Annotated in this window: 2 protein-coding genes and 2 pseudogenes; 2 read left to right on the forward strand and 2 right to left on the reverse strand. The window is 63.5% G+C overall.

Going from position 1 to position 3,698, the window contains the following annotated elements:
* Positions 1-219 precede the first annotated feature (219 nt).
* Positions 220-837: a putative metal-binding protein gene (locus EN991_RS27545; RefSeq protein ID WP_024505653.1), complete on the reverse strand. Its 618-nt coding sequence runs from the start codon at positions 835-837 to the stop codon at positions 220-222.
* Complete coding sequence (locus EN991_RS27550) at positions 830-1,126, reverse strand: DUF2604 domain-containing protein (protein ID WP_024505654.1); 297 nt, start codon at positions 1,124-1,126, stop codon at positions 830-832. Before EN991_RS27550 ends, EN991_RS27545 begins: the two co-directional genes overlap by 8 nt.
* Positions 1,127-2,028: 902 nt before the next feature.
* On the opposite strand from EN991_RS27550, the pseudogene EN991_RS27560 reads away from it, so the two are divergent.
* Both EN991_RS27560 and EN991_RS27565 read left to right on the forward strand, forming a co-directional pair.
* Positions 2,029-2,922, forward strand: a pseudogene (locus tag EN991_RS27560) (hypothetical protein); the annotation flags it as partial.
* A gap of 88 nt (positions 2,923-3,010) precedes the next feature.
* A pseudogene (locus EN991_RS27565) lies at positions 3,011-3,698 on the forward strand (type 2 isopentenyl-diphosphate Delta-isomerase); the annotation flags it as partial.

The following is a 3,698-nucleotide window of genomic DNA, read 5'->3' on the forward strand; positions in this document are numbered from 1 at the left end:
GTTCTTCCGCCGCAACGATCACGCAAACTCCATCGTTTGTCCGAATGTGACGCTGCGCCGGGATAACCGTCTCTGTTACGGCAAAGTGCCGCTCTTGCTGAACGCCGACCCAGAGCGCCATCCCCTCATTGCCCTCGCGACCAACTGAGCGCAGATGCCCATGCGTGGTCGAGATGCAGCCGCGCGGGAGAGTCACGATCGTTACATCTCTCAAACCAGTCATTCTTGTATCGCCTGAGGGGATACCACCATTCCTACGATTGTCGGTTGGAGTTGAATCTGCAACTGCTCTATAGGAACGATTCCGTACTTGATGATCTTGTCCAGGATGAAGGCCAAACAGCCTTCGCCAGAACCCCGATGAAGCAGCCATGGATCACCTGAATGGGCTGGATTGTCGTGGTATTCCCGGACGCCCGCCATGCACAGGAATGGTTCGTCCTCGGGACTGTTGGCCTGGATGAAGTCCGTCAGCGGCACGGCGTTCTGCTGGATGAGAGCTCCTATCATCTCCGGCGGCGTTCCGGGCAGCGGCGGACGTCTAAGCATTTTCAGGTATAGATCTTTCCGGGCAATCGGATGACGCGTAAACGGATCGACGAAGACCACGGACGGTGGTCTTAAGTCGTAGTCGGTGAAGTCGACCTCGCTCGCTGCGCTGACCACCCGTGGCTTTAACTTGGGGCTGGCGAAAATGAAGAAAGCGCGCGGAAAGGTCGCCTCGATCAAGAAGCAGCCCTGAGCCCGATAGACATCAGCATATGGCCGGAACCGGCCGATCTCCCGATCAAACTTCGCTCGGGAGACCTCCGGATCCACACTTTGGTGTTTAGGCACCTGCGACGCCCGCCTTCAGGCTGAGGAACAGGGTCACAGTATTCGGGAAACCGAAGTCGCCAAGCTTCTTGTCGACATCGAGCAAGTTGCCGGCCTCATCCTTGAATTCCCAATTCTCGGCTGGTTGGGCGACATTCTGCGTGTTCTCAAGGGCTTTGGTACGAATGACGTGAAGCGGCTGGTTGGGATTGGCTTCGACCTGCGTGGGCTGGCCGTTCACCACCACCGTGATCTCGATCTTGCCCGGTCCGCCGCCGTGATTATCGCCCTTACCCGAATCCTTCGACATTGTCCTACTCCTGTGGCTTGCCAACCGCCCCACGCCCTGGCGCCCACCTGCGAGTGAGACCGGCGGTCTTCAATCGTTCACCCGGCGCCACGGCCGCGAGTACGCGAAAGACAGGGGATAAGCTACCGAATCGGTGCTTGCCTTCTTTTATGGGTGACTTGAGCCGCAAGTAAATGGTCTCAAATTGCTCCTCACAACTATAATCGATTAGAGCAATGCAAAAATATTGGCGACACGCCTATTCATCTGCTCTCTCACTCGCCTGCTCCGTGCTTGGCAAGGGGAGCTTTGACTGCGTCACGCGTCCCCCAAGCAGCCGATTGCGCCGGCAGCGCCGTAGGAACCGTCGTTCAGAGTCTTCACCACTCAAGCAGCCGCATGGATGCAGCCGACGCTCGTCTCCACAAACAGCGCAAGTGGTGCCTTGTTGGATAAGGTCGCCTCGTCCCTGGTGCAGCATCTGTCGGAACGGGTCCGCTGCGAGACCATGCCTCATCATCGCGCATGCGCAGCAGCCGGCGGTCGATGCTCGTAAGGCGTTCTGCTCATTTCGTGGCGAAGGCGCTGCTCGACTCGCGGACATATGCGGGCACCGAGGCGGAGGCTGACCAGTCGGCGCCGCGTTCGCGGATGTCGCTTGCAATGTGCTCGCGTGCGTTTGCCGCCGGCGACCTTGCCGTCCTCGCCTGCTATGGCGAGCCGGCGCAAGCGGATTGCTCGATACTGCCGGCGAGGCTGCGGGCCGGTCCTAACGGCCGTTCACAAGAGCTTGCATCAGCAACTGGCAATCGGATCGATAACTTCGCGATCGCCGTTATGGCGCGGAGATGCGGTCTCGCCGGGTTGTGGCTGGCGCTTCGTTGTGGGCGGCGCGTCGTAGCCGAGGGAGCAGGGGCGGCGCCATGATCCAGACCGAACGCGCGCTGCAGCAGGTGCTTGAGTGGGGGCGTGCCCTGACCGGTTTCGCGGATGAGCATGCTGAGGAAGCGGTAAGGGGCGGCCAGTATATCCTGCAACGCATTCACCCGAGCCTGCGCGACACCAGCGCCCGCACCGGCCGCGATCCGCAGGACGAAACGCTGATCGTGGCGTTCTATCGCGAACTGGCGCTGCTGTTCTGGCTAGACGATTGCAACGACGTTGGCCTGATCGCGCCGGAGCAGCTCGCCGCCCTGGAGCAGGCGCTGGGGCACGGCGTACCGTGCGTGCTCTCCGGATTCGAGGGCTGCGCTCAGCTGCGCGCTTCGCTGGCTGCGCTCGCTTACGATCGTCACGACTATGCTCGGCTTCTCGACTATACCCGGTGCTACTGCGCGGCGCTGCGCGCCGGACACGCGCAGGCGGCAGGGGCGCGACGCTGGTCTTACGCCGAGTACCTGCACAACGGCATCGATTCGATCGCTTACGGGACCGTGTTCTGTTGCCTGTCGCTGCTGTGGGGGCTGGACATGGCGACCTTGCGCGCGCGTCCAGCGTTTCGCCAGGTCCTGCGGCTCATCTCAGTGATAGGGCGCCTGCAGAACGATCTGCATGGACGCGACAAGGACAGGTCGGCCGGCGATAACGCGGCGATCCTGCTTCTGCAGCGCTATCCGGCTATGCCTGTGGTTGAGTTCCTCAACGACGAGTTGGCCGGCCATACGCGCATGCTGCACCGGGTGATGGCGGAAGAATGCTTTCCCGCGCCGTGGGGACCGTTGATCGAGGCGATGGCGGCGATCCGCGCGCAGTACTACCAGACTTCGACCAGCCGCTATCGCAGCGACGCTGCAGGGGGAGGCCAGCGTGCGTCGGCCTGGACGCGCCGGAGGCGGCGGCTTGGGCGCGCTGCCGTCGGTTCGATCCGACGCAACGCCGTCGCCCGCTGCTACGGATGGAGCGAGCATGAGCGACACCGCCCTGAGCCGGGGAAGGACGAACATCTGGACATCGTGCTGGATCGGCGAACGGCGCCGGCCACGGTGGCCGCTGGCTGGGAGTACATCCATCTCGAACACTGCGCACTGCCCGAGTTGGACCTGACGCAGATCGACCTGCGCGCCTCGCTGCTGGGCAAGGCTATGCGCGCGCCGCTGCTGATCAGCTCTATGGCCGGCGGCATGCCACGGGCCGAGGCCATCAACCGGCATTTGAGCGAGGCAGCGCAAGCCTTGGGGATCGCCATGTGCGGTTCGCAGCGTGTGAGCCTGCAATCCCGCAACTCCCAGGGGCTAACGCGCGCGCTGCGCCGCCTGGCGCCAGACATTCCCTTGCTGGCCAATATCGGCGCCGCGCAACTGCGGGAGGCCGACGGCCTGGACCTGGCGCGTCGCGCGGTGGACGCGCTGGAGGCCGATGGGCTCATCGTCCATCTCAATCCGCTGCAGGAAGCGGTACAGCCGGAGGGCGACCGCGAACTGGCGCGGCGTCCTGGCGCTGATCGCTGGCGCCGCGCGCATCGTGGGCGTGCCGATGGTGGCCAAGGAAGTGGGGGCGGGCCTGTCCGCCTCGGTGCCTGTGCGCTCGTCGAGGCGGGCGTGGCGGTAATCGATGTCGCCGGCGCCGGCGGCACCAGTTGGGCCGCAGTGGAGGG

It is taken from the genome of Mesorhizobium sp. M7A.F.Ca.US.005.03.2.1, from assembly GCF_003997795.1.
GTDB classification, from domain to species: domain Bacteria; phylum Pseudomonadota; class Alphaproteobacteria; order Rhizobiales; family Rhizobiaceae; genus Mesorhizobium; species Mesorhizobium ciceri.

Excerpts from the sequence above, each read along its gene's own strand:
- EN991_RS27550 (WP_024505654.1), bottom strand. The coding sequence starts at position 1,126 with ATGTCGAAGGATTCGGGTAAGGGCGATAATCACGGCGGCGGACCGGGC.